Source organism: Acidovorax delafieldii (genome assembly GCF_007993815.1).
GTDB classification, from domain to species: domain Bacteria; phylum Pseudomonadota; class Gammaproteobacteria; order Burkholderiales; family Burkholderiaceae_C; genus Acidovorax; species Acidovorax delafieldii.
This window is the reverse complement of the sequence record NZ_VJWE01000019.1, coordinates 97,956-124,888: the sequence shown is the minus strand read 5'-3', so window position 1 is coordinate 124,888 and position 26,933 is coordinate 97,956. Positions and strand designations below refer to the sequence as shown.

Annotated in this window: 21 protein-coding genes and 1 other RNA gene; 7 read left to right on the top strand and 15 right to left on the bottom strand. The window is 65.1% G+C overall.

The window, feature by feature from the left end; translation table 11 throughout:
- Window positions 1–13: 13 nt before the first annotated feature.
- The 5 genes from ATF69_RS22570 to dnaX form a co-directional block, all read right to left on the bottom strand.
- Entirely contained in the window at window positions 14–1,069 is a 1,056-nt protein-coding gene (locus ATF69_RS22570; RefSeq protein WP_121943242.1) for an ABC transporter substrate-binding protein, read from the bottom strand.
- A gap of 154 nt (window positions 1,070–1,223) precedes the next feature.
- Window positions 1,224–1,649, bottom strand: coding sequence for an MAPEG family protein (locus ATF69_RS22565; RefSeq protein WP_056743563.1), 426 nt, complete (start codon window positions 1,647–1,649; stop codon window positions 1,224–1,226).
- A gap of 114 nt (window positions 1,650–1,763) precedes the next feature.
- On the bottom strand, window positions 1,764–2,354 hold the full coding sequence (gene recR / locus ATF69_RS22560) for a recombination mediator RecR (RefSeq protein WP_121943243.1): 591 nt from the start codon (window positions 2,352–2,354) through the stop codon (window positions 1,764–1,766).
- Between the two features lie 243 nt (window positions 2,355–2,597).
- Window positions 2,598–2,930: a YbaB/EbfC family nucleoid-associated protein gene (locus ATF69_RS22555; RefSeq protein ID WP_055398201.1), complete on the bottom strand. Its 333-nt coding sequence runs from the start codon at window positions 2,928–2,930 to the stop codon at window positions 2,598–2,600.
- Window positions 2,931–2,981: 51 nt separating this feature from the next.
- Window positions 2,982–5,030, bottom strand: coding sequence for a DNA polymerase III subunit gamma/tau (gene dnaX, locus ATF69_RS22550; protein WP_146872355.1), 2,049 nt, complete (start codon window positions 5,028–5,030; stop codon window positions 2,982–2,984).
- Window positions 5,031–5,132: 102 nt separating this feature from the next.
- Between dnaX and ffs the strand changes: the two genes are divergently transcribed.
- An RNA gene (ffs, locus tag ATF69_RS22545) (signal recognition particle sRNA small type) lies at window positions 5,133–5,229 on the top strand.
- Window positions 5,230–5,311: 82 nt separating this feature from the next.
- Here ffs and ATF69_RS22540 read toward each other — a convergent pair.
- The 3 genes from ATF69_RS22540 to ATF69_RS22530 form a co-directional block, all read right to left on the bottom strand.
- On the bottom strand, window positions 5,312–6,628 hold the full coding sequence (locus ATF69_RS22540) for a TIGR03862 family flavoprotein (protein ID WP_146872416.1): 1,317 nt from the start codon (window positions 6,626–6,628) through the stop codon (window positions 5,312–5,314).
- 105 nt (window positions 6,629–6,733) lie between these two features.
- Window positions 6,734–10,243: a UvrD-helicase domain-containing protein gene (locus tag ATF69_RS22535; protein WP_146872354.1), complete on the bottom strand. Its 3,510-nt coding sequence runs from the start codon at window positions 10,241–10,243 to the stop codon at window positions 6,734–6,736.
- Complete coding sequence (locus ATF69_RS22530) at window positions 10,240–12,858, bottom strand: PD-(D/E)XK nuclease family protein (protein ID WP_146872353.1); 2,619 nt, start codon at window positions 12,856–12,858, stop codon at window positions 10,240–10,242. Before ATF69_RS22530 ends, ATF69_RS22535 begins: the two co-directional genes overlap by 4 nt.
- A 110-nt stretch (window positions 12,859–12,968) precedes the next feature.
- Here ATF69_RS22530 and trxA point away from each other — a divergent pair, with 110 nt between their 5' ends.
- The 5 genes from trxA to ATF69_RS22505 all read left to right on the top strand — a co-directional run bounded on the left by trxA (window position 12,969) and on the right by ATF69_RS22505 (window position 18,365).
- Window positions 12,969–13,301, top strand: a complete 333-nt coding sequence (gene trxA, locus ATF69_RS22525) for a thioredoxin TrxA (RefSeq protein ID WP_008906761.1) — start codon at window positions 12,969–12,971, stop codon at window positions 13,299–13,301.
- 277 nt (window positions 13,302–13,578) lie between these two features.
- Window positions 13,579–14,841: a transcription termination factor Rho gene (gene rho, locus ATF69_RS22520; RefSeq protein WP_056067265.1), complete on the top strand. Its 1,263-nt coding sequence runs from the start codon at window positions 13,579–13,581 to the stop codon at window positions 14,839–14,841.
- Between the two features lie 92 nt (window positions 14,842–14,933).
- On the top strand, window positions 14,934–15,188 hold the full coding sequence (locus ATF69_RS22515; protein WP_015013594.1) for a type B 50S ribosomal protein L31: 255 nt from the start codon (window positions 14,934–14,936) through the stop codon (window positions 15,186–15,188).
- A gap of 109 nt (window positions 15,189–15,297) precedes the next feature.
- Window positions 15,298–16,998, top strand: coding sequence for a hypothetical protein (locus tag ATF69_RS22510; RefSeq protein WP_146872352.1), 1,701 nt, complete (start codon window positions 15,298–15,300; stop codon window positions 16,996–16,998).
- Window positions 16,998–18,365 (top strand): MATE family efflux transporter, encoded by a 1,368-nt coding sequence (locus ATF69_RS22505; protein WP_146872351.1) that lies wholly within the window; start codon window positions 16,998–17,000, stop codon window positions 18,363–18,365. Before ATF69_RS22510 ends, ATF69_RS22505 begins: the two co-directional genes overlap by 1 nt.
- Here the strand turns inward: ATF69_RS22505 and phoR are convergent.
- From phoR to pstS, 7 genes are all read right to left on the bottom strand, one after another.
- A complete protein-coding gene (gene phoR / locus ATF69_RS22500; protein WP_146872350.1) occupies window positions 18,319–19,662 on the bottom strand; it encodes a phosphate regulon sensor histidine kinase PhoR in 1,344 nt (447 codons plus the stop codon). The genes ATF69_RS22505 and phoR overlap by 47 nt on opposite strands.
- 165 nt (window positions 19,663–19,827) lie before the next feature.
- On the bottom strand, window positions 19,828–20,535 hold the full coding sequence (gene phoB / locus ATF69_RS22495; RefSeq protein WP_015013590.1) for a phosphate regulon transcriptional regulator PhoB: 708 nt from the start codon (window positions 20,533–20,535) through the stop codon (window positions 19,828–19,830).
- A 21-nt stretch (window positions 20,536–20,556) separates the two neighbouring features.
- Window positions 20,557–21,258, bottom strand: a complete 702-nt coding sequence (gene phoU / locus ATF69_RS22490) for a phosphate signaling complex protein PhoU (protein ID WP_010457902.1) — start codon at window positions 21,256–21,258, stop codon at window positions 20,557–20,559.
- An 11-nt stretch (window positions 21,259–21,269) separates the two neighbouring features.
- On the bottom strand, window positions 21,270–22,052 hold the full coding sequence (pstB, locus tag ATF69_RS22485; protein WP_056067255.1) for a phosphate ABC transporter ATP-binding protein PstB: 783 nt from the start codon (window positions 22,050–22,052) through the stop codon (window positions 21,270–21,272).
- Window positions 22,053–22,125: 73 nt separating this feature from the next.
- Entirely contained in the window at window positions 22,126–22,980 is an 855-nt protein-coding gene (gene pstA / locus ATF69_RS22480; RefSeq protein WP_056067253.1) for a phosphate ABC transporter permease PstA, read from the bottom strand.
- A 41-nt stretch (window positions 22,981–23,021) separates the two neighbouring features.
- On the bottom strand, window positions 23,022–24,041 hold the full coding sequence (gene pstC, locus ATF69_RS22475) for a phosphate ABC transporter permease subunit PstC (RefSeq protein WP_056067251.1): 1,020 nt from the start codon (window positions 24,039–24,041) through the stop codon (window positions 23,022–23,024).
- A gap of 79 nt (window positions 24,042–24,120) precedes the next feature.
- Window positions 24,121–25,143 carry a phosphate ABC transporter substrate-binding protein PstS gene (pstS, locus tag ATF69_RS22470; protein WP_108499680.1) on the bottom strand — a complete coding sequence of 341 codons (1,023 nt, stop codon included), beginning with the start codon at window positions 25,141–25,143 and terminating at the stop codon, window positions 24,121–24,123.
- A gap of 261 nt (window positions 25,144–25,404) precedes the next feature.
- On the opposite strand from pstS, the gene ATF69_RS22465 reads away from it, so the two are divergent.
- Window positions 25,405–26,883, top strand: a complete 1,479-nt coding sequence (locus ATF69_RS22465) for a Ppx/GppA phosphatase family protein (RefSeq protein ID WP_146872349.1) — start codon at window positions 25,405–25,407, stop codon at window positions 26,881–26,883.
- Window positions 26,884–26,933: the final 50 nt, after the last annotated feature.

Below are 26,933 nucleotides of genomic sequence, written 5' to 3'. Positions count from 1 at the left end.
CCGCAGCGGCTTGTCAGACGCTGTACTTTTGGCGGGCTTTGCGCACCAGATCGTTGCTGGCCGTACGCGCCAGTTCGACCTTGGCCTCGGCCAGTTCGGGCAGCACGCGCGACAACACGCGCAGTGCGGTAGCCGGACCTTCGTCCGGCATCAGTCCGTTGGTGGAGTAGGTCTCGCGCACCCGGCTGAACGCCGCCAGATAGAGCCCCCGGTCGCCCATCAGGTAGGCCGGAGGCACCGCCTTCACCAGGTCTGCCGGTGCTGCCGTCTGCAGCCACTTGAGCGCATGCACAACGCCATTGACCAATGCCTGGGCCTGGGCAGGCTGCTTCTGGATGAAGGCCTGCGGGGCATACAGGCAACTGGCGGGCATGGTGCCACTGAACATGTCCTGCGCTGCCTTGAGAGAGCGCAGATCGCCCACGATGCGGGTGTCCGCCTTCTGCTCCAGCAAGGTCATGATGGGATCGGCATGGCACAGTGCATGCACCTGGCCGGAACGCAGCGCGTTCATGGCATTGGTACCCGAGCCCACCCCCACAAAACCCACATCGCGCAACGGCACGCCCGCACGCATCAGCATCAGGCTGGCCGCCAGATGAGTGGATGAGCCCACCGACGACACACCCACCTTGCGCCCCGCGAGGTCACCCAGGTCCTTGTACGCAGGCACCGACCGCAGTGACACACCCAGCGCCAGCTGCGGGGCCCGCCCCTGCAGCACCAGCGCGCGGTACGCATGACCTCGCGCCTGCGCACGCAACACGTGCTCGAAGGCACCGGAACAGACATCTGCCGCACCGTCCTGTACCGCCTGCCAAGCATGCGCTCCCGCCGAATAGTCCCGCACCACCACGTCCAGGCCTTCGAGGCGGAAGTACCCCAGCGCATCGGCCAGCGCCAGCGGCAGGTGGTACAGAACGCCCTGCCCTCCGACCGCCACGGTCACTCGCCCGAGAGCAGCACCATCGGTCTGCGCACGCACCCGGATGGCAGGCGCCCACACCGCAGCCGCCGACAAGGCAGATACAGCGCCAAAGGCGCGGCGGGTGAGTGGAGGCAGGGACATGGAATCAGGCAAAAAGACAATGCTGCATTGCAACAATCGTGCCGCAGCACAGACGAAACCGCATCAGGGTGAATCCCTGCGGGTTACTACGTACCGCGATAGACAGCCTTCAACCGCAGCACACCGCAAGACGGATGGCGCGCACCCGGGGCGCTCAACGGTACCCGATGAACAGGATGGCAATATTGACCAGAAAACCACCGGCCCAGACTGCGCTGCGGGCCATCGGCATGTCGGCCACGTACATCATCACGTAGAAGATGCGCAGGAAGACATACAACAACGCCAGCAGGTCCAGCAACGTCTGCCCAGCGCCCAGCAGGTGCGCAATGATGACCGCGCCGATGAAGAACGGCAGCGCTTCAAAGCTGTTGGCCTGCGCTGCGTTGGCACGTCCGCGCCAGTCGGTCTGCCGCGAGAGCCAGCCGCGCGGATCGTGGTTGTCAAAACCGCCTTCTTTGCGGGACTTGCCAAAGTTGCCACTTTTGGCCAACCAGGCACAAGCGATGGGCAGCAGTGCTGCGAACAGCACGCACCAATAGGCCACGGTGAACCGCGCGACGTGCAAGGTGGTATTCATTTTCGAGGCTTTTGAGGGCAACAGCGCAGCAAATACAAGCGCTGGTAGCTATTAAATTGAGAGTATTTTAGCCGCAGACATTGTCGGGACGACGGGCTGGCAGGCGCCCTGGCGTCACCGGCGATCCACCAGCGCATGCGCGATCGTTCCCAGGTCCACGTACTCCAGCTCACTGCCGACAGGCACGCCGCGCGCGAGCCGCGTGACATGCAACCCACGGCTCTTCAGGGCCTCGCTGATCACATGCGCAGTCGCCTCCCCCTCGGCATTGAAGTTGGTGGCCAGGATCACCTCCTGAACGGTGCCATCCGTGGCGCGCTCCATGAGCTTGTGCAGGCCGATCTCCTTGGGACCGACACCATCGAGCGGGCTGAGCCGCCCCATCAACACGAAGTACAACCCCTTGAAGGCCCCCGTGCGCTCCAGCGCAGACTGGTCAGCGGGCGTCTCCACCACGCACAGCCGCGTGGCATCGCGGTCAGGGTCCAGACAGGTGCTGCACACCTCCGCCTCGGTGAACGTATGACAACGCGCGCAGTGGTGCACCGTGCCCACCGCTTCCGAGAGCGCCCGCGACAGGGCCTGCGCCCCTTCGCGATCATGCTGCAGCAGATGGAACGCCATGCGCTGCGCAGACTTCACCCCCACTCCCGGCAACCGGCGCAGCGCCTGGATCAGAACGTCGAGGGAGTTGGTGGTGGACATGGAAACGAGCGATGCAGGAAAGATGTGAGGAACGAGCGGGGCAAGGCTTCGACAAGCTCAGCCCCAAAGGATGCCAGCAAAACAACAGGCATGTGGTCCTTGCCTTCACACCCCGCCCTCAAGGGCGTAGCGAGCGGGATCAGCTGCTAGGCGGACGGAGCACAGCCACCGGAACGTACTTGAAGTACGTGAGGATGGCGAGCACCGCCCAACGACGCAGATGGCCCGCTCGGTAGCCAACCCTCAGAAAGGGAATTTCATGCCGCCGGGGAGGCCTGGCATACCTTGCGTCAGCTTGCCCATCTTCTCCGAAGATGTCTCCTCCGCCTTGCGCACCGCCGCATTGAACGCAGCCGCCACCAGGTCTTCCAGCATGTCCTTGTCTTCGGCCAGCAGGCTCGGGTCGATGGTGATGCGCTTGACGTCGTGCTTGCAGGTCATGACCACCTTCACCAGACCCGCGCCCGATTCACCCTCCACCTCGATAAAAGCCAGTTCGTCCTGGGCCTTCTTGAGGTTGTCCTGCATCGCCTGGGCTTGCTTCATGAGGCCGGCGAGTTGTCCTTTGTTGAACATGGTGTGGTTTCCTTTTCAGTTTCTAGTGAAATGAGTATCAGAGGTTGTCCGTCATGCAGGTTTGATACTGCCCGGCACGATTCTCGCGCCGTAGTCACGCATCAGCGATTGCACGAAGGGATCGTTGTGCACGATTTCTTCCGCGCGGCGTTGGCGCTCGGCGGCGGCGGCGGCGTTGCGACGGGCGGGGCTGTCGATGACCACGCCCACTTCCACGCTGATCTGGGTCGCATGGCCCGCAGCTTCAAGGGCCGCACGCAGGCGCTCGCGCGCCGTGGGCTGGTTGAGCGACTCGCGCTCGACGCGCAACAGCCAGTGACCACCGTCGCGCGCCACCAGCTGTGACTGCAGGGCCAGTTCGCGCACCAGCGCCGTGATGGCCTCTGCTGCCACCAGTTGCTGCACCGTGGCATGCCAGACGTCCCCCTCTTCGGTGGGGGTGTAGCGGGCAGATACCGGGGTCGGGGCAGACAGTGGAAGCGGCTGCAACCGTTCGCCGGGCTCCGGGGACTCACGCACTGGGATTGCTACATATTCAGGAGCATTCTGTGCTTTGAATGATTGCGCTACACCGGGATTTTGATCAAACCTCTCGGTGGTGCGTACCGGCAACGCCGTGGCAGCGGGCGCAGCCGCAGTGGTCACCGTACCGGACTCGTCAGAACCCGGCCATGGAGGTGGCTCAGAATCGTTGAACGACTCTGATGGATGGTCTCCGGCGCCAGAAGATGCGGTGCCTGCAGCCACTGCCGGAACGGGGGCCGGGACTGCAGGCGCGGGGGCCGCAGACGGGACTGGCGGGGCAGCACGCACCGGAGCTGCAGGCGCCGACGGCACAGGCAGGGCCTGGGGGGGCTTCACCGCTGCCCCTCCCACAGGCCCTGGCGTGGCCACCACTGCAGCAGGGGCTGCTGCAGTTGATGCAACAGCGCCTGAGGGGGGCGTTTCAGCCCGCGTCAGAGTTTTTTTTTCAGCCGATTCGCCGACGCCGCTGGCAGGCTTGAAGGCCAGCAGACGCAGCAGCACCATGGTGAGTGCCGCGTACTCGTCGGGCGCCAGGCCCAACTCGCCGCGCCCGTGCAGGCACAGGCTGTAGAGCAACTGCGTTTCATCGGCGGGCATCAGTGCAGACAGGCGGGCTGTTTCAGCAGCCTCGGGGTCATCTGCGTCCACGGCACCTGCCATCTGGGGCACGGCCTGGAACACGGCCATGCGCTGCAGTACGGCACTCATCTCTTCGAGCGTGGAGGCGGCAGACAGCCCGTTCATGCGCAGAGTGTCCGAGGTCTCCACCACGGTTTTCCCGTCACCCTGGGCGAGCGCTTCGATGAGCCGGAACACATAGGAGCGGTCCACCGCACCCAGCATCTGGCGCACACCGGCTTCCTGCAGCTGGCCGCTACCGAAGGCAATGGCCTGGTCGGTCAGCGACAGTGCATCGCGCATGGAGCCCCGCGCAGCGCGTGAGAGCAAGCGCAGCGCCTGGGGCTCGGCAGGCACGTTCTCGGTCGCCAGCACCTGCGTGAGGTGCGAGAGGACGGTTTCAGGCGCCATGGGGCGCAGGTTGAACTGCAGGCAGCGGCTCAGCACCGTGACCGGCACCTTCTGCGGGTCGGTCGTGGCCAGCACAAACTTGAGATACTCAGGCGGCTCTTCCAGCGTCTTGAGCATGGCGTTGAACGCCGTGTTGGTCAGCATGTGCACTTCGTCGATCATGAAGACCTTGAAGCGCCCCTGCACCGGCTTGTAGACCGCCTGCTCCAGCAGGCTTTGCACTTCGTCCACGCCCCGGTTGGAGGCCGCGTCCAGCTCGGTGTAGTCCACAAAGCGGCCGCTGTCGATGTCGGTGCAGGCCTGGCACACGCCGCAGGGCGTAGCGGTGATGCCGCCATTGCCGTCCGCCCCCTGGCAGTTGAGCGACTTGGCCAGGATGCGCGACACCGTGGTCTTGCCCACGCCGCGCGTACCGGTAAACAGGTAGGCGTGGTGCAGGCGCTGCTGGGTCAGCGCATTCGACAAGGCTTGGACCACATGTTCCTGCCCCACCATCTCGGTGAAATTGCGGGGACGGTACTTGCGGGCGAGCACGAGGTAGGACATGCGGTCGATTCTACGGGCTGGGCCATGCGCCCCTGGCGCCACCAGGGCAAACAAAACAGCCACTGAAAAATCAGGGCCTCCATCCGACGTACAATCAGCGGTGACGGGCCTCCTCGCATGGTGAAGCGGCCAACCGGGTCAGGTGGGGAACCAAGCAGCCCTAACTGTGGAGTCAGTGCCGGGGGTAAGGCTCGTCAACTTCTTCTTTCTTTTTGCGCGGTCGCGCAAAAACTTCCCTCTCTCCAGTATTTCCACAGCGCGCCGTGCGCTTCAGCGGCCGCTCAAGCCCCTGCGGACTGCCCTAGCCAGCGCAGCGCCCCCTCTCCCGCCACACGGCCGCTGGCCATGCTGGCGGTCAGCAGATAGCCCCCGGTGGGCGCCTCCCAGTCCAGCATTTCTCCCGCGCAGAACACACCTGGTAACGCCGTCGCCATGAGGTGTGCGTCCATCGCTTCAAAAGCCACACCGCCCGCCGTGCTGATGGCCTCGTCCAGCGGGCGCGCAGCCACCACGGTGATGGGCAGCGCCTTGATCGCGTGGGCCAGGGCCACGGGGTCGTTCATGCCGTCCTTGCCCAGGTGTTCATACAGGACGCCCGCCTTGATGCCATCCAGGCCCAGGCGGCTCTTGAGGTGGCTGGAGAGCGACCGGGAACCGCGCGGGTGGCGCACTTCCACCAGCACGCGCTCAGGCGCATGGTCGGGCAGCAGGTCGAGGTGGAACGTGGCGTGGCCATGGGCCTCCACCTCGTCGCGCAGCAGGTGCGAGGCGGCATAGACCAGGCTGCCCTCCACCCCTGTGGCCGTGACCACAAACTCGCCCCGACGACTGAAGCTGTGGCCCCGGCTGTCGGTAAAGCTGAGCGCCACAGTCTTGAAGGGCTGGCCCACAAACTTCTCGGCAAAATGCGGCGTCCAGCCCACGGTGGGCGCAGGCATGCGGCCCAGCAGCTCCTGCAGAAAGGCGCGGCGCGTCTCGCCCGCAGGTGCGTCTGCACGCAGCACATCAAAGCCGCAGTTGGACGGGCGCAGCGGAGCCACGGCCACACCCTGCTGTGCCAGCAGCGGCACCCAGGCACCATCAGACCCCAGGCGCGCCCAGCTGCCGCCGCCCAGCGCCAGCACCACCGCCTTAGCGACCACCCGCACCTCGCCAGCCGGTGCAGCCAAGCGCAGAGCGCCATCCTCGGCCCAGCCCAGCCAGCGGTGGCGCATGTGGAACAGCACGCCTTGCCCGCGCAGGCGCTGCAGCCAGGCGCGCAGCAACGGCGCGGCCTTCATGTCGGTGGGAAACACACGGCCCGAAGTGCCCACAAAGGTCTCCACTCCCAGCCTCTGCGCCCAAGCGCGTATCTCGGGGCCGCCAAAAGCCTGAATCAGGGGCTCAATCTGTGGTTCGCGCCCGGCATAGCGACTCACAAAAGGCGCATGCGGCTCGGAATGCGTGAGGTTGAGCCCGCCCTTGCCCGCGAGCAAAAACTTGCGGCCCACCGAAGGCATGGCGTCAAACACGTGCACGGCCACTCCCGCCTGGGCCAACACCTCTGCGGCCATGAGCCCCGCAGGGCCACCGCCGATGACGGCCACGTCGCACTGCAAAGCCTCCGCAGACTGGGCAAGTGCAGGGGATGTATCGGAAGGAAGAAGGGGGTGGGACACGTGAGGGCCTTGCTGAATAAAGAAGCGCGTCGCGGGGGCGGCACGTCAGAACAGGGAGCCTTGCGGAGAATCCGCAGGGCCTGGCGCGGTGGGCGCGCGCTCTGGTTGTGCTGGGGCAACCGGCGCAATGGGGGCAACGGGCGGGCGAGTATGCCCCACCACAAGGGCCTTGGCCGCCGATGCCCCTGCTGAGCCCTGCGCATCGCCCACCATTACCAACCGCCCATCGCCCGTGAGAAAGGCGGCATGCACCACCTCGCCCGGCATCAGGGCCTGTACGGCTTCGCGGTAACGCTGCAACTGGGCCACCAGTGCCTGCTGGCGCTGGGGTTGGGTGGCGCTTTTGTAATCCAGCACCCACCAGCCGGCCTCTGCATCGCCAGCGTGTGCAGCGCGGCGCTGCACCAAGCGGTCGATGCGCAGGCTCTGCCCCTGGTAGTGCAGCGGGGCTTCGTTGATGGCGGTCTGTACCAGGGCAGCGTCCCACGCCCAGGCCCCCTCGCCCGCCAGAATGGCCTGCGCCATGCGGGCAGCCAACTCGGCGGCAGCGGGGGCAATGTCGTGGTCCAGAGCCAGGCGGGCAATGCGCGCGGCAGCCCAACCCTGGGCGCGCAAGTCGGCCAGTGGGGCACCAGCCACGCCGGCTTGCTCCAGCAGCTGGTGCATGGCATCGCCCTGGCGCGACAAGGGGGTGGACTCTCCGTCGCCCGGCATGGCCACAGGGCTGTCGCCCGGCAATCCCGCATCGGTTTGCACGCGCGCACTTTGCAGCGCCTCGGGCAGCGCGGGCAGGCAGGGGATGGTGAAGGTCTGGGCGGGCGCTACGGCCGCCACGGCATGTTCTGCGGGGGCCAACGCCTGCGTGTCCACTTCAGTGACCAAGGGAGCGAGCCGATTCCACCAACTGCCGGGGGCCGAGTTACCGGGCTGCACAGACGACAGGGCCAGGCAATGCTTGGCACGCGTCATGGCCACGTAGAGCATGTTCAGTTCCTCGCGGCTGCGGGCCTGCTGCTCGGCGGCGAGCGCATCCACTGCGCTGGGTGGGGGGGTCGATTCGCTGGCCAAAAAGACGAAGGCAGACGGCACGGCCTGCTCGCCAGGCCAGTCCACCAGCACGCCCATGGTCTCGGCCTTTTGTGGACGGGTGTCGGTATCGAGCAGCAGCACGCAATCGGCCTCCAGCCCCTTGGCACCGTGCACCGTCAGCAAGCGGATGGCCTGCGCATCCGCCCGGCCTGGGGCGCGCACACCGCCCTTTTTCATGGCCCGCACAAAGGCATAGGGCGTGAGGTAACGCCCCCCGTCGTGCTGCAGCGATGCCGCCAGCAGTGCGCGCAGATTGGCCTGCACGGACTGGCGCTGGGTGACCGGTGCTGCGGCAGCGAAGCGGGCCAGCACGTCACCGTGTTCGTAAATGGTGTGCAGCGCGTCGTGGGGCGGCAAAGTACCCACCCACGTCTGATATTGGGCCAAAACGGCTCCAAGCGCTTGATATTCATGCGCCACAAGCTCACTTTTCAATAGCAACTCAAACCAGCTACAGCCCGCGTGTTCCGGCTGGCGGCGCAACAACGCCAGCGCGACCAGCGCGTCGTCGCCCAGGCCAAACAGGGGTGACTTGAGCGCGCGGGCCAAAGACAAGTCGTGTGTGGGCGACACCAGCGCGTCGAGCAGCGCCACCATGTCCTGCACCTCGGGCGCGTCAAACAGGTCGGCTTTTTCGGGCTGCACACAGGGCAGGTGCAGGGCGCGCAGGGCGTCTTGCATGCTGGCCAGGCGGTCGCGCTTGCGGGCCAGCACCAGCACCTCCTTGGGCGGCGTGCCGCTGGCGATCTGCGCGGCCACCCAGGCGGCGGCCTGGGTGCATTCGCGCATGCGCTGGGTTTCTTCGGCCTCGTGCCGGGGTTCGGTCAGGCTGTCGCGCCAGGCCAGGGCGTCGCGGGCTGCGCCTTGGCTGTCGTCGTCCGCATCGGTGATGGCGGGCAGGCGCAGCAACTGGCCGGGGTGTTTGGATTCGGAGGTGTGATCACGAAAACCACTCGTTTCGTGCTGCGCCTGGGCCTCGCCCATCACGGCGTTGACGGCGCCGATCACGCCCTGCGCGTTGCGGCGTGTGTGGTCGCAGCTCAGCAGGTCCCCACCGAGCCCATCGCGCACAAAAGCCTGCGCGGCGATGAACACCTGCGGCTCGGCGCGGCGAAAGCGGTAGATGCTCTGCTTGGGGTCGCCCACGATGAACACGCTGGGCGCGGTAGACCCGCCGCCCGAGCCCGCATAGCCCGACAGCCAGGCGTGCAGCGCCTGCCACTGCAGCGGGTTGGTGTCCTGAAACTCGTCGACCAGCAGGTGGCGAATGCGGGCATCGAGCCGCTCCTGCACCCAGCCCGACAGCACCGGGTCCGCCAGCATGACCAGGGCCGTGCGCTCCACATCGTTCATGTCCACCCAGCCGTGCTGCTGCTTGACGGCCACAAACTGCGCGATGAGGCAACGCGCCAGCCGGGCCATGCGCTGCTGGTGCTGCCAGGCCTCGTGCTGGCGGCGGGCGGTGAGCAGGCGCTGCAGCTCGGGCTCGGCTTCTTGCGCAGCGGGGAACTTCTCGAGGTTCTTGGAGAGGCGGTCTTCCTTGGCCACGAACATCGCACGGCGCAATTGGTCCAGGCGCTGGTTCAGGTCGGTGCAGCCCAGCGCGTCGATGATGGCGTCGGCCGCCTTTTGGGGGGTCTTGTTGGCCTCGGCGCCCAGCGCGCTGGCACGGCTGCGCCAGCGCTGAAGAGCAGCGTCGGTCTGCAAAGCATCGGCGGGCTCGGCCAACGCGGCCAGTTCGGGGTAGGCCTGCTGGAACGGCGGCACCGAGGCATCCACCACGCCCGCCTCGTCGGCCAGATCGAACTCCACCCGCTTGGCCAGCGCCGCTGCCAGGGCCTTGTGCGTTTGCGAGCGGCCATGGCGGGCCACCACGGCTTCGTAGTCGGCACGCAGGCTGGCGCTGTCGGCCACGGTCTGCAGAAACGGGGGCCAGACCTCGCGCACCGCCTCGGCATCGTCTTCGAGCAGCTCAAAGTGCGCGGGCAGGTCTTGTTGTTGCAGCAGCGCCAGCGGCGCCGTGCCCAGCAGCGCGGCAAACCAGCTGTGGAAGGTGCGGATCTGCACCGGGCGGCCTGCAGTGAGCAGCTGGCGGTATAGATTTTGTAGCGCCTCGCGCTTTTCCAGTGCACCTTGGGGGCTGATTCCCCTTGCAATCAGCTCGGCAGTGAGTTCTTCGAGCGGCTTGTGGCTGTACTGCTCCAGCCACTCCTGCAAACGCTGGCGCATCTCCCCGGCCGCCTTCTTGGTGAAGGTGATGGCCAGGATTTCGTGCGGCGCGCAGCCGTCGAGCAGCGCCCGCAGCATGCGCGAAACCAGCATCCAGGTCTTGCCCGCACCGGCGCAGGCCTCCACCGCCACGCTGCGCGCGGGGTCACAGGCGATGGCGTAGAAGGCCTCGCGCGATACGGGGCGGCCGTTGTGTTCGTAAGCGGCCTGGGCGGGTGGGGAATGGCTCTCGGTCATGGCGTCTCTTGCGCGGGCAACGCCTGTTCAGCGTCCGCCCAGTAGTCCTTGCGGCACAGGCCGCGCACGGCGCAGAACTCGCACACCGATCCCTCGCCCAGCGCGGGCAGCGGCGCGCCGGCGGCGATGCGGGCCATGTCGTGCTGGATGCCTTCGATGAGCACATCGCGCAGGTGCACCACCTCGTCTTGTTCGTGCAGCTGTGTCTCGCCGCGCTCGCCTACGTTGACATAAGCCGCTCGCAGGGTGTCGTGGCTCAACAAGGCTGCGTAAAAAGCAAGTTGGGTGTCCTCCGCACCGGACTTGATGCGCTGGCGGGTCACGCTGTCGCTTTCGGTCTTGTAGTCAATCACCAGTACCGCAGGCTCGCCGGTGGACGAGACCCCATCGATGCGGTCGATGGTGCCGATGAGTTCCAGATCGCCCAGCGGCTGACGGGCCTTGAACTCGGCCTGGCGGAAGGTGGCGCCCTGTTGCTCATGCCCTGCCAGCCATTGCAGGTAGCCGTCGCGCAGTTGCGTCCAGCCCGCGGCAAAGGGCAGAAAGTCGCCGTCCTGCAAACGCTGCTCGCGGGTGACGGCCTCGGCGGCGGCGTCCATGCGCACGCGGCGCTCATCCAGACCATCGGTCGGCTCCGCCAGCAAGGCTTCATGAAAATGCTGCAGTACCGCGTGCAGCCAGGTGCCAAAGTCCCGCTTGTCCACTTCGGCATCCAGCTCGTCGGCCTCGCGCAGGCCCAGTTGGCGCTGGGCAAAGAAGCGGTAAGGACAGTGGCGCAAATCGGAATACGCCGTGGATGACAGGTGGGTCACCGGCAGCGCCTGGCCCACGGGCAAGGGGCGTAGCGTGGGAGTGGCGACCACCTCGCGCGCACCGCGCTCATCGGCTCCCGGCAGGGCGGCACGATGCAGCTGCAGGGCGAGCACCAGCGCGCTGGCCAGCAGGGGCTCACCGCCTTCGTCACCGGTGCGCCACAGCACATCCACCACCGGCGTGCGCAGGGCATGGGCCCAGGCGGCACGCTGGGCAGCCTCCAGCGACTGGCGCGTAGGCAGGCCCCATGCCTCGCGCTGGGCCTGTGTCCAGTCGCCAGCGGGTTCGGGAGCAGGTTGCAGGCGCTTTTCGTCGCAACCCGGCAACACGGCGGCGGCGAAAGGGCGGCCCAGCAGTTGCGGCATAGGCACCACCACCACGGGGGCACCAGCCGCCTGCGCGGCCACATAGCGCCCGGCCTCCAGCACGTCTTTGGCCCAACGGGTGAATTCGGCCAATGTCATGCGGCGGCCCGCACTGTCGCCCCAGCCGTCCAGCTCTGACTGCTGACCGTCCTGAAGGCGCAGGGCGGCCAGCACCCGCATGCCAGCAGGGTCGGCCTGCAGACCCTGCCATTGGCCGGCCTGCTCCAGCACCGTGCGCAAAGCGGGTAGCCACTGCGCCAGCGGCCGTGCAGCGCGCAGGGTGTTGCGCCATGCTTCTACGGTGGCCACGGTGCGGGCCAGGTGGGGCTGCGCACCCACGTCGCCCTTCAAACCCCACTGGGCGGCGGCGCTCCAGTGCTGCACCACACCTTTGCGCAGCCATTGCTCCAGGCGATTGACCTCGCCAGGCATCAGCGCTGGGGTGTGTTTGACCCAGTCCAGCACCTCGTTGGAAGAGGCATTCCACGCAGCGGCCTGCAGCACGGCCATGACCCGTGAAGCGGCGCGCGTGGTGGACAGAATCCAGCCGCTTTCGTCGCGCACCAATACGCCACTGCTGTCCAGGTGGGCCAGGACGCGGCGGATCAGTGCGCGGTCAGTGGCCGCGAGGGCCACGGGCACCCGCCCCTGCTCGACATGACGCAGCACACAGGCCGCAGCACGGTGCGCCTCGTCTTCGGCGTCCGTTGCGGCGTGCAGGGCCCACTGCGGTGGTGAACCCGCATCACCGACCAACGCGGGGAGTGCAATGCACAAACCTTGTTCGCCCCAATGCGCCTGCAGAGCCCGGGTCAGCGTGTCAGACTGAAATCCCTCCAGCACCACCAGCGCATCCACCGCCCCGCGAACGCCGGGCTCAAAAAGCACGTCGGTCGCGTAGCGCGATGCCAGTGCCCATTCCAGCGCCAGGCGAGCCACCAGGGCCTCGTAATGCAGGGCGGTACCTTCTTCCGGCGTGGCCAGCAGCTTCCTAGCCTCGTCACCCCAGGCAGCACGTAGGGCTGGGGACACGGCAGCAATCACCGGGGCCAATTGGGCTGCAGCCTCCTGCAGTGGCGTGGCCAGCACTTCGCGCTGCCCGCCCTGCCCCACGCGATCGAGCAAGGTGCGGGCGGTGAGCGTGTCGCGCGCAACGTCGCCCGCCAGGTCGTCGCCCGTGGGCTCAAACGCTTGCAGCTGGCGGGCCCAGTTGCGGGTGGTTTCAAAACGTGGTGCAAAGCTCTGCGGGAACTGCTGAACCCAATGGCGCTGCGCCCAGGGCATGAGCTGGGCGTAGGGCACCAGCACCACCGTGCGCGCCAAGTGAGCACCATGGGCTTGGGCATGCGCGGCCACCTGGGCCAGTGCGCTTTGCCACAGGGCGGTGCTTGCGGCCGCAAATCCACTGGTTTGATCGCTTTTCGCTATGACTGTCATAGCGTCGCAAGACCCGGCCACACCGGTGAACGTGGGATTGGTTTCTGTCACAATGCCCAGACTTTAAACGTACACCGGTCGCAACCCGCCCAAAATCAAGGAATTCCGCCATGGCCAGCGAACTCATCAAACATGTCTCCGACGCCAGCTTTGAAGCCGACGTGCTCCAACCGGGCTCCGCCGTGCTGGTGGACTACTGGGCTGAGTGGTGCGGCCCCTGCAAGATGATTGCTCCCATCCTGGACGAAGTCGCAGGCACCTACCAAGGCAAGCTGCAGATCGCCAAGATGAACGTGGACGAGAACCGCGAAATCCCCGCCAAGTTCGGCATCCGCGGCATCCCCACCCTGATGCTGTTCAAGGATGGCCAACTGGCAGCCACCAAGGTCGGCGCGATGAGCAAGGCCCAGTTGACCGCCTTCATCGACCAACAACTGGCCTGACCCACTGCCCCAAGCCCCCTCGGTACGACTGCCGATGGGGCTTTTTTGTTAAGCGATAGACCTGCGGGGAAACAACAGGCTGGCAGTTGCGCAACCTCACACCTTGCGCCCCTGAGGCCCCCGCATTTTTTCCTGTCATAATTCCCACAGATCACCGGGCTGCATGCATTGGCAGCCGGACCAAGATCCCTGGCGAGCCGGACCTGCAAACAGCAGCCCATTCGGCATCAGCCCATCTCCCCCAAGATTCATACCAGCTCCGCCAAGGAGTCAATCCATGCACTTAAACGAACTCAAGGCACTGCACGTGTCTGAAGTCCTGAAGCAGGCCGAAGAACTCGAAATCGAAAACACGGGCCGCATGCGCAAGCAGGAGTTGATGTTTGCCATCATCAAGAAGCGCGCCAAGGCGGGTGAGCAGGTGTTTGCAGACGGCGTGCTGGAAATCCTGCCTGATGGCTTCGGCTTTCTGCGCAGCCCGGACACCAGCTTCACCGCCAGCACGGACGATATTTACATCAGCCCCAGCCAGGTGCGTCGCTTCAACCTGCACACCGGCGACATGATCGAAGGCGAAGTGCGTACGCCCAAGGACGGCGAGCGCTACTTTGCACTGACCAAGCTCGACAAGGTCAACGACGGCCCCCCAGAGCAAAACAAGCACAAGGTGATGTTCGAAAACCTGACGCCCCTGTTCCCCAAGGAGCAGATGCGACTGGAGCGCGACGTCAAGAGTGAAGAGAACATCACCGGCCGCATCATCGACATCATCGCGCCCATTGGCCGCGGCCAGCGTGCGCTGATCGTGGCACCGCCCAAGAGCGGCAAGACGGTGATGATGCAGCACATCGCCCACGCCATTACGGCAAACAACCCCGACGTGCACCTGATGGTGCTGCTGGTGGACGAGCGCCCTGAAGAAGTGACCGAAATGCAGCGCACGGTCAAGGGCGAGATCATCGCCTCCACCTTCGACGAGCCCGCCGCCCGCCACGTGCACGTGGCCGAGATGGTGATCGAGCGCGCCAAGCGCCTGGTCGAGCTCAAGAAGGACGTGGTGATCCTGCTCGACTCCATCACCCGCCTGGCCCGCGCCTACAACAACGTCGTGCCGTCGAGCGGCAAGGTGCTGTCTGGCGGTGTGGATGCCGCCGCACTCCAGCGCCCCAAGCGCTTCTTTGGCGCTGCGCGCAAGGTTGAGGAAGGTGGTTCGCTCACCATCATCGCCACTGCGCTGGTCGATACCGGCAGCCGCATGGATGAAGTGATCTTTGAAGAATTCAAGGGCACGGGCAACTGCGAAATCCACCTGAACCGCCGCCTGTACGAAAAGCGCGTGTTCCCTGCCATCGAGCTCAACAAGAGCGGCACACGCCGCGAAGAACTGCTGCTGGCCCCCGAGATCCTGCAAAAGACCCGCATCCTTCGCCAGTTCATGTACAACATGGACGAGATCGAGTCCATGGAGCTCATGATCAAGAACATGAAGGCCACCAAGACCAATGTGGACTTCTTCGACATGATGCGTCGCGGGGGCTAATTCTCAGCCTGTGCAATAATAGAGGGCTTTTTCTTGCGGAAAGTACATCGGACTGGCCGGTGCGGCTCCCGCAGTTGACTCAAAGGAAGATCATGAAAGAAGGCATTCACCCCAACTACCGCGAAGTTCTGTTCGTGGACCTGTCCAACGGTTTCAAGTTCGTGACCCGCTCGTGCGTGAACACCAAGGAAACCGAAACCCACGAAGGCAAGGAATACCCGCTGTTCAAGCTGGATACCTCTTCTGAATCGCACCCCTTCTACACCGGCACGCAAAAGTCCGTGGACAACATGGGTGGCCGCGTGGAGCGCTTCCGCAACCGTTTCGGCAAGACCGCAGCGAAGTAATTCGCCCCTGCGATCCCGCCAAAAAGGCAGCCCGGGCAACCGGGCTGCCTTTTTTCATGGGTTTTGCCTTTATTCTCGGTGGCTCCTTTGCCCAGCCGCCCACTGCCGCGTGACTCCACCCACCCCCGCCATCGTTACCCAGAACGCCGTCAGCCCACTGCCCCGCTGGGCGCTGCTGCTGCTGTGCATTGCCTACGTAGTGCCCGGCTTTGTGGGCCGGGATCCGTGGAAGAACGCAGACGTCACCGCTTTTGGCTACATGCTGGAGCTCGCCCAGGGAAGCACTCCCTGGCTCAGTCCGCTGCTCGGTGGCATGCCCCCCGAAACCGAAGGGCTGCTGCCCTACTGGCTGGGGGCCTGGGCTGTGCAGATGGCACCGGCCTGGCTGTCGCCGGAGATGGCGGCCCGCATACCGTTCATCGCGCTCCTGGTCATCACCCTGATGGCCACTTGGTATGGCGTGTACTACCTGGCCCGTAGCCCGGGCGCCCAACCGGTCGCATTTGCTTTTGGCGGCGAGGCTTCCCCACTGGACTATGCGCGTGCCATTGCCGATGGCGCCTTGCTGGCGCTGATCGCCTGCCTGGGCCTGGCGCAGCTCTCGCATGAGGTCACGAGCTATCTGGCACAGCTTGGCTGCACCGCTTTGCTGTTTTTTGCGGTGGCCGCCATGCCCCACCGCACCGTGGTGCCCGCCGTGGCCCTGGTGCTGGGCATGGCCGGGCTCACGCTGTCCGGAGCCCCCGCCCTCACGGGCTTATTGGGCATGGGCGGCGCGTTGCTGGCGCTGTTTGCGCCCGCTGGCAACACCGACCGCCGCTGGCGCTGGGCCGCCGTGCTGGCCGCAGCCACACTGGCGGCTGCTGCCCTGGCCCAGGGTCTGGACCTTTGGCGCTGGCGTGTTGTGGGGTTCGATGGTGGTAGCAAGGACTGGCTGAGCCTGGCGCGCCTGCTGCTGTGGTTTGGCTGGCCGGCCTGGCCACTGGCTCTCTGGACCTTGTGGCGCTGGCGCCAGCAGATCTTCAGCCGCCCTGGCCAACGGCACCTGCTGCTGCCCCTGTGGTTCACTCTGGTGTCGATTGGCGCCACCATCACCACCCAGCCGGCCGACCGGGCATTGCTGCTGGGCCTGCCCGCCCTGGCTGCGCTGGCAGCCTTTGCCCTGCCTACGCTGCGCCGCAGCGTGGGGGCCTTGATCGACTGGTTCACGCTGCTGTTCTTCACCGCATCGGCCCTCGCGATCTGGGTGATCTGGATTGCCATGCAGACCGGGGTGCCTGCCAAACCTGCCGCCAACGTGGCCAAGCTGGCGCCCGGGTTCGTGCCGCAGTTTTCTGCACTGGCTTTGCTGGTGGCCGTGGCGGCCACTGTGGGTTGGTGTGGTCTGGCGTGGTGGCGTGCGTCCCGCAACCGGGCCCCCATCTGGAAGAGCCTGGTGCTGCCCGCAGGTGGTGCTGCCCTGGGCTGGCTTTTGCTGATGACCCTGTGGCTGCCCCTGCTGGACTACGCACGCAGCTATGGTCCGCAGGTGCGCAGTGTGGTGGCAGCCCTGGGGCCGGAGCCCGGGTGCATTCAGACCGTGGGGCTGAACCGTGCTCAGGTGGCGGCTCTGCAGTTCCATGGACAGCTGTCGCTGCAGCGCGCGGGCCTGCAGGATGAATGCCAGTGGCTGCTGGTGGACAGCGCCTCCTGGCCCGCGTCCGAGCGCATGGTCCGCGCTGAGCTGTGGGAAGCCCGGGCCACCCTGCCCCGCCCCACCGACAAGAACGAGAACCTGCTGCTGTTCCGCCGTGCGGCCCCGGCCCGCTGATGTCGGAGCTGTCCACCATCACCCGGCACGCCGTGACCGTGCTGGCGGGGCAATTGGCGGTCATGGCCTTCGGGGTGACGGACACCATCGTGGCGGGGCGCTACAGCGAATCGTCGCTGGCCGCGCTGTCCGTAGGGTCGGCCATCTTCATCAGTGTGTACGTCGCGCTGATCGGCGTGCTGCAGGCACTCCTCCCCGTGTGGGCCGAACAGCGCGGCGCGCAACAGCCTGAGGCCGTAGGCCGATCACTGCGACAGGCCTTGTACCTGTGCGCTGCTGCTTCAGTGGTGGGCATGGCGGTGCTGCTATCGCCAGGCGCGCTGCTGCGCTGGACGGAAGTACCCCCTGCGCTTCGCCCGCAGGTAGAAAACTACCTGGCTGTGCTGGCACTGGCACTCGCACCCGCCCTGCTGTTCCGGATCTACAGCACCCTCAACCAGGCCCTGGGGCATCCGCGTCTGGTCACCTGGCTGCAGGTGGGCTCGCTGCTGATCAAGCTGCCGCTGTCGGTGTGGTTCACCTTTGGCGGCGGGGGCCTGCCCGCGCAGGGGGTGGTGGGCTGCGCCTGGGCAACGCTGGTCGTCAACTGCAGCATGCTGGCGCTGGCTGTGTGGCTGCTGCGCACGCAGGACATCTACACCCCCCTGGGGCTGTGGCGCCGCATGGAGCCCCCGCACTGGCCCACGATTGCAGGCTTTGCCAGGCTCGGCGTTCCAGCAGGCCTGGCCGTGATGGTGGAGGTGACCTCCTTCACCCTGATGGCCTTGTTCATCGCGCGCCAGGGCACCACCTCGGCGGCCGCCCACCAGATCGCCGCCAACATGGCTGCCGTGCTCTACATGGTGCCGCTGTCGCTGTCCATCGCCACCAGCGCGCGGGTGAGCTACTGGCTGGGCGCACAGCAGCCCCAGCGAGCCCGTCAGGTGGTTTTGATGGGTTTTTCGCTCGCTGCGCTAGTGGGTATTGCCTTGGCAGCTATTCTATTGATAGCAAGACACTCGATCAGCCAGATCTACACCGACAACGCCAGCGTGGCAGCCGTGGCCGGCACGGTGCTGGTCTGGGTGGCGGCGTACCACGCTGCCGATGCGGTGCAGACGCTGTGCGTGTTTGTGCTGCGCTGCTACCGCATCACGCTGGCGCCACTGGTGGTGTACTGCGCGCTGCTGTGGGGGGCTGGCCTGGCGGGCGGCTATTGGCTGGCTTATGGAGGCATCGGGCCTTGGTCGGGTGTGGCTTCGCCCACTCCCTTCTGGGCGGCCAGCGCGGCGGCGCTCGCAGTCACCGCACTGCTGTTCGTCGCCATGCTCTGGCGAGCCATCAGCCCGGCAAGGAAAAACCCCGCAAACGGTTGGCCGGGAAAGTGACCGAAAACACCGAGCCCTTGCCCAGCGTGCTCGCGATGTCCAGCGTGGCGCCATGGCGCTGCAGCACATGCTTGACGATGGCCAGGCCCAGGCCAGTGCCCCCGGTCTCGCGCGAACGGCTGCGGTCCACCCGGTAAAAGCGCTCTGTCAGGCGCGGGATGTGCTCGGGCGCAATGCCGGGGCCGGTGTCATGCACGGAGAACACGGCACTGCCATCCTCCTTGCGCAGCCACTGCACCTCGATGGAACCACCGCCGGGTGTGTAGCGCACCGCGTTGTTGACGAGGTTGGACAAGGCACTTTGCAGTTCGGCAGGCACACCAGCAATCTCGCCTTCGGCCCGCAGCAGATCGGCCGCCGGAAAGCGCATCGCATGGGGACGCTGCTGGTTCTGTGTGAGCAGCGTCGACAGGGCGCGGCCCTCTTCCTCGCAGCGCTGCATCAGCGACTGAACAGGTGTCCATTCGGCCATGCCGGGCAGCGGGCTGCCCTCCAGCCGCGACAGCGTGAGCAGGTCCTGCACCACACTTTGCATGCGCTGCGCCTGCTGCGCCATCATGCCCAGATAGCGCGAGCGCTCGTCGGCGCTCAGCGGCAAGGTCTGCAAGGTTTCGACAAAACCGGTGAGCACCGTGAGGGGTGTGCGGATCTCGTGCGACACATTGGCCACAAAGTCTCTCCGCATCGCGTCGGCCTGCTCCAGCGCCGTCACGTCGCGCGACAGCAGCAGCGTGCGGCCATCGCCGTAGGGGTGCAGGTGCACCGAGATGCGTACGGGTCGCGACGGCGTGCTCAGGCGCCCCTCCAGCACCACATCGCTGGTGAAGTCCTTGGCAGCGAAGTAAGCCGTGAATTCCGGGTTGCGCAGCAGATTGCCGATGGACTGCATGACGTCGCGCTGCGCATCAAAGCCAAACTGGTTGGCTGCCATCTGGTTGCACCATTCGATGCGGCCCTGCGCATCCAGCAGCACCACGCCGTTGGGGGAGGCCTGCAGGGCGGCCAGGATCTCCTGCAAACGGTCCTGGCTGTCGCGTATCTGCGCCTCCTGCTTGCGCAGCAGACGCCGCGCACGGTCCGCCGCCTCGCCCCAGATGCCACGCATGGACGGCACCGATGCCAGATCGCCCGTGCGCAACCAGCGCAGCACCCGCACGCCCCGCAGCAGGTCCCACACGAACCACGCCCAGGCAGCAATGGCGGCCCCCAGTGCGGCCCCCCAGGGCCCGCCTTGCCACCACCCCAGGCCACCACCCGCCAACTGCCACAGCAGGAAAAACGAAATACGCCACAGCATGCGGATTGCAAAGCCTTCTCAGAAACGCCAGGGGCGCGACACGCGCGCCCATTGATCCATCACATCCATCCATCGCCACCACCGATGCACGCCGACCGCAGTGGACCGCTGCACAGCAGCCATCGAGCGCGTCGCATCACTCACAGGCGGCAGCCCGCCTACCCATCAGGCCGACAGCGGCACCTGGGGTTGTGCAGTGAGCCGGTAGCCCGCGCCGCGCACCGTTTCCACCATCACGGACGCTGCACCCAGGGCCTCGCGCAGGCGCTTGACATGCACGTCCACCGTGCGCTCCTCGATGAAGACATGGTCGCCCCACACCTTGTCGAGCAGCTGCGACCGGCTGTGCACACGCTCGGCGTGTTTCATCAAGAAATGCAGCAGCTTGAACTCGGTGGGGCCGACCTTCAGGGGCTGGCCCTGGAAGGTGACCCGGTAGGTCGCAGCATCCAGCACCAGCTCGCCAATGCTCACGCTGTCGCTCACCTGCTCGGGTGCGCGGCGGCGCAGCACCGCACGGATGCGGGCCAACAGCTCCTGCGTGGAAAAGGGCTTGGTGATGTAGTCGTCGGCACCGGCGTCCAGCCCGGCCACCTTATCCGGCTCATCCCCACGCGCGGTGAGCATGAGGATGGGGATGGGCTTGGTGCGGCTGTCTGCACGCCACTTGCGCGCCAGCGACAGACCGCTTTGCCCGGGCAGCATCCAGTCCAGCAGGATCACATCGGGCAGCACGGCATCCAGCTCGCGCTGCGCGCTGTCGCCGTCTTCCGCCCAGAAGGGCTGGAAACCGTTGTGGCGCAGGTTGACTGCAATCAGTTCAGCAATCGCGGGTTCGTCCTCCACGATGAGGACACGGGGAAGCTTTCTCATGGTGATTTCAGCGCCCCGTACTTACAGCACTGCCGACTCGATCTCGTCGAGGGCTGTGTGGCGCACGTCCTTGCCCTTGACCAGATAGATGATGAGCTCGGCCACGTTCTTGGAATGGTCGCCAATGCGCTCGATGGCCTTGGCGAGGAACAGCAAATCCAGGCTGGGCGAGATGGTGCGGGGGTCTTCCATCATGTAGGTGATGAGCTTGCGCACGAAGCCATCGAACTCCTTGTCGATGAGATCGTCCTCCTTGAGGATGGCGACCGCCGCCTTCACGTCCAGCCGTGCAAACGCATCCAGCGTCTTGCGCAGCTGGCCCGAGGCCAACTCAGCCGCCACCCGCAGGTCGCTTGACGGCAACGAACGTGGGGCGCCGCCTTCAATGATGGAGCGCACCATGCGCGCCATCTTGTTGGCTTCGTCGCCCATACGCTCCAGATTGGCCGTGGCCTTGGAGAAGGCCAGCAGCAGGCGCAGGTCACGCGCGGTGGGCTGGCGGCGGGCGATGATGGAGGACAGCTCCTGGTCTATCTCGACCTCCATCGCATTGATGCGGGTCTCCATCGAAGCCACCGTCTCCACGGCCTCCAGGCTGAATTGCGACAGTGCGTACACCGCCTGGCGAATCTGCGACTCCACCAAGCCGCCCATTTCCATGACGCGGGCAGAGACGCTGTTGAGTTCGCTGTCGAACTGGGACGAAAGATGTTTATCGGGCATCTGCTGTCTCCTTAGCCGAAACGGCCGGTGATGTAGTCTTCGGTTTCTTTGCGCTCGGGCTTGAAGAAGATCTGCTCGGTCGCACCGAACTCGATCATCTCGCCCAGGTACATGTAGGCGGTGAAGTCGCTGCAGCGGGCGGCCTGCTGCATGTTGTGGGTCACGATCGCAATGGTGTAGTCGTGCTTGAGCTCGTCGATCAGCTCTTCGATCTTGGCAGTGGACAACGGGTCCAGCGCCGAGGTGGGCTCGTCGAGCAACAGCACCGAAGGCTTCACCGCCACGCTGCGCGCAATGCACAGGCGCTGCTGCTGGCCGCCGGAGAGCGACAGGCCGCTCTGGTGCAGCTTGTCTTTCACCTCAGTCCACAGAGCGGCTTTGGACAGTGCCCACTCCACGCGGTCGTCCATCTCGCTCTTGCTCAGCGTCTCGTAAAGCTTCACGCCAAACGCGATGTTGTCGTAGATGGACATCGGGAACGGCGTGGGCTTCTGGAACACCATGCCGATGCGGGCGCGCAGCAGGTTGATGTCTTGCTTGGGGTCCAGGATGTCCTGGCCGTAGAAGCTGATGGAGCCCTCGGCGCGCTGGCCGGGATACAGGCTGTACATGCGGTTGAGCGTGCGCAGCAGCGTGGACTTGCCACAGCCCGAGGGGCCGATGAAGGCAGTGACCTTGTGCTCGGCGATGTCCAGGCTCACGTTGCGCAGGCCCTGGAACTTGCCGTAGAAAAAACTCAGGTTACGCAGCTCCAGCGCGTTCTTGCTGGCAGTGGCGGTAGCAGTGGCGTTCATTGTCAATTCCTGAAAATGGAGGCAGTCTTGTCGATGGCGTTGGCGTTGGCGTTGGCCGGATCAGCCAACGAAATCACACGCGGTTCTTTTCGCGCAGGAACACCCGCGCCACGACGTTGAGGATCAGCACCGACAGCGTGATGAGCAGCGCACCGCCCCAGGCCAGGCGAACCCAGTTCTCGTACGGGCTCAGCGCAAACTGGAAGATCACGACTGGCAGGTTGGCCATGGGCGCATTCATGTTGGTGCTAAAGAACTGGTTGTTGAGCGCGGTGAACAGCAGGGGCGCTGTCTCGCCACTGATGCGGGCCACAGCCAGCAGCAAGCCGGTCATCACGCCGCTGCGAGCAGCACGCAGGGTGACCATGGTCGAGACCTTCCAGCGCGGTGCACCGAGGGCAAAGGCCGCTTCGCGCAGGCTGCCGGGCACCAGGCGCAGCATGTTCTCGGTGGTGCGCACCACCACCGGCACGGCGATGAGCGAGAGCGCCAGGCTGCCCGCCCAGCCCGAGAAGTTGCCCACGGTAGCGACCGCAATGGCATATACGAACAGGCCCAGCACGATGGAAGGGGCCGACAGCATGATGTCCGTCACAAAGCGGGTCAGTTCGGCGGTTTTGCTCTGGTCCCCGTATTCGGCCAGGTACACCCCCGCCAGCACGCCGATGGGCGTGGACACCAGCACGGTGAAGCCCACCATCAGCAGGCTGCCCACGATGGCGTTGGCCAGGCCACCGCCGTCGGAGCCGGGCGCCGGGGTGGACTGAGTGAACATGTTCCAGTCCAAAGCGGCAAAACCGTTGGACAGGAGCACGCTCAGGATCCAGAGCAGCACGAACAGGCCCAGTGCCATGGCGCCCAGTGACAGGGTCAGGCCAATGGCGTTGGAACGCTGGCGCTTTTTGTAGAGTTGTTGATTGAATTCCATGGAGCTCGTCTCTGAAGAGGGTCGGGAGCGGGCTGCAGGGCTTACAGGCCCTTGGCCTTCTCGGCGCGCAGCAGCATGATCTTGGCGGCCGACAGCACCACAAACGTGATCACAAACAGCAGGAAGCCCAGGGCAAACAGCGTGGACAAATGAAAGTCCGCCGCCTCGCCAAACTCATTGGCCAGCGTGGATGCGATGGAAGTGCCTGGCGAGAACAGCGAGGTGGGCATGCGGTTGGCATTGCCGATCACAAAAGTGACGGCCATGGTCTCGCCCAAGGCCCGGCCCAGGCCCAGCATCACTCCGCCAATCACGCCCTTCTGCGTGTAGGGCAGCACCACGCGACGCACCACCTCCCAGGTCGTGCAACCCAGGCCATAGGCGGACTCGCGCAGGATGGGGGGAACAATCTCGAACACATCGCGCATCACGGCAGCCACAAAAGGCAACACCATGAAGGCCAGCACGATGCCCGCGGCCAGGATGCCAAATCCGTTGGTACTGCCGCCAAACAGGAAGCCGATCAGCGGCATGGAGCCGAGCAGCTTTTGCACGGGTACCTGGAAATGGTCTGCAAACAATGGCGCAAACACGAACAGGCCGAACATGCCGTAGATGATGGACGGGACGGCCGCCAGCAATTCCACCGCCGTGCCGAGCGGGCGGCGCAGCCAAACAGGGCAGGTTTCGGTCAGGAACAGCGCAATGCCGAATGCCAGTGGAACGGCGATCAGCAGTGCAATGCCTGCGCTGGCCAGGGTGCCGACGATGGCAATCGCCGCACCAAATTCTTCATTGATGATGTCCCACTCAGCGCGCCAGATGAACTGGATGCCAAACTTGTGAAAAGCTGGCCACGCGTAGATGAACAGCGAAACGATGATGCCCAGCAGCGCCACCAGCACCAGCAGCGACAGGCTCTGGGTCAGCCGATGGAAAACGATGTCCTGCAGGCGCTGCCGCTTGGCAATCGACACCATGGACGGTGTGGGGGCGTCCGTCATCTTGACGGACACGGGTTGCGAACTCATGGTGGTTCCCACGCTCATGTTGACTCCCATCTGGCTTCTGGAGACCCCACAAACCAGCGCCCATCGGTCAGACCAGCCGGCCGATGGGCACTATTCTGGGGCAAACCGCTTACTTCTTGATTTGCGACCAGACCTTGGAACGGATCTGCGCCGTCAGAGCGTCAGGCAGCGGCACGTAGTCCAGGTCAGCAGCCATGGTTTTGCCGTTCTTGAAGGCCCAGTCAAAGAATTTCAGGACTTCGGCTGACTGGGCCTTGTCTGCGGGGTCGGCGTACATGAGGATGAAGGATGCCGTGCTCACGGGCCAGCTGTTGGCACCCTTGGCGTTCACCATCGAAATACCCATGCCAGGCACGCTGAACCAGTCAGCGCTCGCAGCCGCCGCTGCAAAGGTGGCATCGTCGGGCGCCACATACTTGCCATCAGCGTTCTGCAGTTGCAGGAAAGTCATGTTGTTCTTCTTGACGTAGGCGTACTCCACGTAGCCCAGGGCACCCTTCACACGGGTCACGTTGGCTGCAACACCTTCATTGCCCTTGCCTCCCACCGAAGACTGAGCAGGCCACTTCACTGCAGCACCCTTGCCCACCGTATCCGCCCATTCCTTGCTGACAGAGCTCAGGTAGTCGGTCCAGTTGAATGTGGTGCCAGAGCCATCGGCGCGGTGCACGATGGTGATGTTCTGGTCGGGCAGCGTCTTGCCGGGGTTCAGGGCTGCCAGCTTGGCATCGTTCCACTTGGTGATCTTGCCCAGATACATTTCGGCCAGGACGGTGCCGGTCACGCGCAGTTCGCCTGGCTTGAAACCGTCCAGATTCACCACAGGCACGGTGCCACCGATGATGGCAGGAAACTGCACCATGCCGTCTTTTTCCAGTTCAGCGCCCGACAGAGGGGCATCGGTAGCGCCAAAAGCCACGGTCTTGGCGCGGATCTGGCGAATACCACCCGAGGAACCGATGGACTGGTAGTTCAGACCCACGCCGGTTTCCTTCTTGTAGGCTTCAGCCCACTTGGCATACATCGGGAAGGGGAACGTAGCGCCGGCGCCGGTGATGTCTGCCGCAAAGGCGTTGCCCACTGCCAGGGCTGCCAGAGTTACTGCGACGGTTTTGAGAAATACGCGTTTCATGAGGTACCTTTCGGCAGGGGTTAACAGGAACAGAGCGAACTCTAGAGGCCTATCGTGACAATTCAGTGACACAAAAGACCAACCTCAGACCATTGCAACACCCCCATGACGCAGCATCGCTGACGTCATGAATGCGTCACACAACCTCGTCACACTCCCGCCACCTCCCGGTCACTTGCCCGCCCAGCCAATGGCGGCCCGCTTCGGATCAGGCCACGCGCATCGCGGTACGATGCCGCACGCAGCTCCCACCAAACACACATGCAGAACGGCACACGCCTCGCCGCAGTCGATCTCGGCTCCAACAGTTTTCGCCTGGAAATCGGGCGCTATGAGTTCGGACACGTCCAGCGGGTGGAATACCTCAAGGAAACCGTGCGCCAAGGCAACGGGCTGGATGAAGATCGGAACCTGACTCGCGACGCCATGGAGCGCGGCTGGGCTTGTCTGGCGCGCTTTGGCGAGCGCCTGGCGGGCTTTCCCCGCGCGCAGGTCCGTGCAGTGGCCACTCAAACACTGCGTGAAGCACGCAATCGCGAAGAATTCCTGTCACGCGGCAGTGAGGTGCTGGGATACCCTATCGACGTGGTGTCTGGCCCGGAAGAAGCTCGGTTGATTTACCAGGGTGTAGCCCGATTGCTGCCTCAGTCGGACGAGCGCCGCCTGGTGGTGGATATCGGAGGTCGGTCCACCGAATTGATCCTCGGCGAGCAGTTCACGCCCCACGCGGTGGCCTCCTTCCGGGTTGGCAGCGTCGCCTGGTCACAACGGTACTTTGCCAAGGGAGAGTTCTCTGCCCAGGCCTTCCTGGCGGCGGAGATTGCTGCCAAGGCTGTACTCGATGAGGCGCTGGAGACTTTTCGCCCCGATGCATGGGATGTTGCCTATGGGTCGTCTGGCACGGCCGGCGCCGTGGGGGACATTCTGTCCGCCGCAGGAGGTTCGCCGGGCCTGATTACCCGCGATGGGCTGAACTGGCTGCGGGAGCGTTTGCTCCGCGCCCAGAGTGCCGACCGGCTGCGCATGGACGGACTCAAGGAAGAGCGCCGTGCAGTCATCGGGGGGGGCATCAGCGTGCTGCGCGCCGTGTTTGACCTGCTGGACATCCATGAGATGCAGGTTGCGCAAGGAGCACTACGCCAGGGCGCCTTGTATGACCTTCTGGATCGGGAGCAACCCGGCACCGACCTTCGCACCACCACCGTCCAAGGGCTAATGCAGCGGTTTGGCGTGGACATGGAGCATGCAGACCGCGTGGCGCGCACCGCCTGCGCACTGTTTGACCAGGCTGCCCCGCCCGGGAGCGAACGTGCCAGCCGCAAGCTCGACTGGGCCGCCCGCCTGCATGAGATTGGCTGCCGCATTTCCCACAGCGACTACCACCGACACGGCGCCTACATTCTCGACAACACTGACGCCGCTGGTTTTGCGGTGCCAGAACTGCACCGCCTGGGAGTGCTGGTGCAGGGGCAGCGGGGCAAGGTACGAAAGCTGGGGGTGGAACTCGACGATCCGATTTTTGTGCTGCAGCTGCTGTGCTTGCGCTTGGCTGTGGCCCTGTGCCACGCACGCCGGGAGCCCGATACCAAAGGGCTGTCATTGCAGGCGGACGGACAGCAATTTCAGGTCAGCGCGCGCCCTGGATGGGCCATCGCATACCCCCAGTCGGCCCACCTTCTGCGCGAAGAAGTTCAAGCCTGGCAAAAAACCCCCTGGGAGCTGGCTGTGGACATGCCTTGAGGGTAAACAACAAACGGTATAAACTGTTTATACCGTTTATCAATCTTCTG

Excerpts from the sequence above, each read along its gene's own strand:
- ATF69_RS22570 (WP_121943242.1), bottom strand. The coding sequence starts at position 1,069 with ATGTCCCTGCCTCCACTCACCCGCCGCGCCTTTGGCGCTGTATCTGCC.
- ATF69_RS22565 (WP_056743563.1), bottom strand. The coding sequence starts at position 1,649 with ATGAATACCACCTTGCACGTCGCGCGGTTCACCGTGGCCTATTGGTGC.
- recR (WP_121943243.1), bottom strand. The coding sequence starts at position 2,354 with ATGTCCACCACCAACTCCCTCGACGTTCTGATCCAGGCGCTGCGCCGG.
- ATF69_RS22555 (WP_055398201.1), bottom strand. The coding sequence starts at position 2,930 with ATGTTCAACAAAGGACAACTCGCCGGCCTCATGAAGCAAGCCCAGGCG.
- dnaX (WP_146872355.1), bottom strand. The coding sequence starts at position 5,030 with ATGTCCTACCTCGTGCTCGCCCGCAAGTACCGTCCCCGCAATTTCACC.
- ATF69_RS22535 (WP_146872354.1), bottom strand. The coding sequence starts at position 10,243 with ATGACCGAGAGCCATTCCCCACCCGCCCAGGCCGCTTACGAACACAAC.
- ATF69_RS22530 (WP_146872353.1), bottom strand. The coding sequence starts at position 12,858 with ATGACAGTCATAGCGAAAAGCGATCAAACCAGTGGATTTGCGGCCGCA.
- trxA (WP_008906761.1), top strand. The coding sequence starts at position 12,969 with ATGGCCAGCGAACTCATCAAACATGTCTCCGACGCCAGCTTTGAAGCC.
- rho (WP_056067265.1), top strand. The coding sequence starts at position 13,579 with ATGCACTTAAACGAACTCAAGGCACTGCACGTGTCTGAAGTCCTGAAG.
- ATF69_RS22515 (WP_015013594.1), top strand. The coding sequence starts at position 14,934 with ATGAAAGAAGGCATTCACCCCAACTACCGCGAAGTTCTGTTCGTGGAC.
- ATF69_RS22505 (WP_146872351.1), top strand. The coding sequence starts at position 16,998 with ATGTCGGAGCTGTCCACCATCACCCGGCACGCCGTGACCGTGCTGGCG.
- phoR (WP_146872350.1), bottom strand. The coding sequence starts at position 19,662 with ATGCTGTGGCGTATTTCGTTTTTCCTGCTGTGGCAGTTGGCGGGTGGT.
- phoB (WP_015013590.1), bottom strand. The coding sequence starts at position 20,535 with ATGAGAAAGCTTCCCCGTGTCCTCATCGTGGAGGACGAACCCGCGATT.
- phoU (WP_010457902.1), bottom strand. The coding sequence starts at position 21,258 with ATGCCCGATAAACATCTTTCGTCCCAGTTCGACAGCGAACTCAACAGC.
- pstB (WP_056067255.1), bottom strand. The coding sequence starts at position 22,052 with ATGAACGCCACTGCTACCGCCACTGCCAGCAAGAACGCGCTGGAGCTG.
- pstA (WP_056067253.1), bottom strand. The coding sequence starts at position 22,980 with ATGGAATTCAATCAACAACTCTACAAAAAGCGCCAGCGTTCCAACGCC.
- pstC (WP_056067251.1), bottom strand. The coding sequence starts at position 24,041 with ATGGGAGTCAACATGAGCGTGGGAACCACCATGAGTTCGCAACCCGTG.
- pstS (WP_108499680.1), bottom strand. The coding sequence starts at position 25,143 with ATGAAACGCGTATTTCTCAAAACCGTCGCAGTAACTCTGGCAGCCCTG.
- ATF69_RS22465 (WP_146872349.1), top strand. The coding sequence starts at position 25,405 with ATGCAGAACGGCACACGCCTCGCCGCAGTCGATCTCGGCTCCAACAGT.